At 43.7% G+C, this 1,727-nt stretch carries 3 protein-coding genes; all 3 read left to right on the forward strand.

What is annotated here, in order from left to right; translation table 11 throughout:
- The coding region (locus tag F6K51_RS36745) for a transposase family protein (protein ID WP_293030971.1) at positions 1–301 on the forward strand (301 nt) is incomplete at its 5' end.
- An 84-nt stretch (positions 302–385) separates the two neighbouring features.
- Positions 386–604: an ISAs1 family transposase gene (locus tag F6K51_RS38855; RefSeq protein WP_365940625.1), complete on the forward strand. Its 219-nt coding sequence runs from the start codon at positions 386–388 to the stop codon at positions 602–604.
- Positions 525–1,037, forward strand: coding sequence for an ISAs1 family transposase (locus F6K51_RS36750; RefSeq protein ID WP_293030974.1), 513 nt, complete (start codon positions 525–527; stop codon positions 1,035–1,037). Before F6K51_RS38855 ends, F6K51_RS36750 begins: the two co-directional genes overlap by 80 nt.
- Positions 1,038–1,727 lie beyond the last annotated feature (690 nt).

The raw sequence follows: 1,727 nt of genomic DNA on the forward strand, positions 1-1,727 counted from the left end.
GGCAAAGCTGCTCAAGCGTAGTGTGCTGAAAAATTTTAAACACCTAGAAGACCCCCGAGTGGAAAGAACACGACAGCATAACTTAGTCGATATGGTCACTGTGTCCCTGTTAGCAGTATTATGTGGTGCCGATGGATGTGTTGCGATAGAGACTTACGGATTAGCGTTGCAATCGTGGTTGGAAAGGTTTTTAGAGTTGCCCAATGGCATACCGTCCCATGACACGATTGGAAGAGTTTTAGGTTTGTTGGACCGACTTGACCACGGGAGTTGGGATTTCTCAGTTGGGTTGCAGAGCTAACCCAGCAGGTGTGGATTACAGCTGCGACCTATCGATGGGAAGACCAAGAGAGGTTCCTATGACCGAAAAGGGAAGCTCAAAGCTCTGCATAGTGTAAGCGCCTGGAGCAGTGAGCATGGACTGGTGCTAGCCCAACAAAAGGTGGATCACAAGTCCAATGAGATTAGTGCAGTACCAAAGTTGCTGAAATTGCTCAACTTAAAACGAACGGTGGTAACCCTCGATGCGATGGGAACTCAAATCGAAGTTGCACAGGCATTTCAAGCTGGCGGAAGGAGACTATGTTTTGGCACTCAAAGGTAATCAAGGTAAGTTTCGTCAGCAAGGGTCGAGTTGGTTCGAACAAGCCCAAGCCCAGCAATGGCAAGGCATTGACTACGACTATGACCAAACCATAGAGAGTGGACATCACCGTATCGAAGTCCGTCAGGTGTGGACTGTTTCTGTCAGCCAACTTCCCCCGTTGCATAGGCAAGATCAGTGGTTAGGTCTGACCACCGTTGTGATGGTCAAACGTCGCAGAGAATTATGGAATGGTACAACACAACTTCCTCAGTTCTATATCAGTAGTCTCGAAGCTAATGCCCCAAGGCACAACCAAGTTATTCGTTGCCATTGGAGCATTGAAAACAGTCTCCAAAGGGTTGCTCGATGTCACCTTCAACTCCGATGCCAGTCGATTTCGTCAGGGTCATGGGGCTCAAAATCTAGGATTATTGCGACGCAAAGAGTGTGAGTTTACTCAAACAGGAACCTTCTTTCGCAGAGTTTGAAGATGAAGCGTTACCGAGCTGCCATTGATAATGATTTCTTGCTCGAGATACTTGCAGCCAGTGCGAACCAATGACTTGAAAACCCTCGATGGACTCAGATTCACTTTAGGATTAAGACTACAGGTGGACAGACAACCCGAACATACTAGCCCTTCTTCGCCTTACTGCTGGGATGAATAGCTGGTATCCCTCTGGCTCTGTGAGCTGGTGACCTGGGTTAAACATCAATTCTCTACACACATTTTATACATACTTCCACTCAATTTTAGATGCGATTACCCTGCTTTATATGCAGATCTGCTCTATTGGCATTCCCCGTGGCCTAGAATGGTAACGAGCTTATTATTTACAATAATTCAATTTCCTTAATACTAGTTAAGATTTAGACCCTAAAATTAAGATTTAAATTAGGTCTTTATGAAGGAAAATCAAAGCATAATTTTTAGAAATACTCAGCAATGAAACTCAGACCAAAAACTACGATTTATGAGCATTTTAGTGATTTAAAAGATCCCAGAGTTTACCGAAGCAAACTACATAAATTAATTGATATTATTACAATTAAGTAGGTGGGCGTAATTAAGTGTAAAATAGAAAAGTAGTTAAAAAATACCAAGCGGATAATGCCAGCTCGATTAAAAATCCGTCTAAGA

The organism is Moorena sp. SIO3I8 (assembly GCF_010692325.1).
In the GTDB taxonomy this organism is placed as follows: Bacteria; Cyanobacteriota; Cyanobacteriia; order Cyanobacteriales; family Coleofasciculaceae; genus Moorena.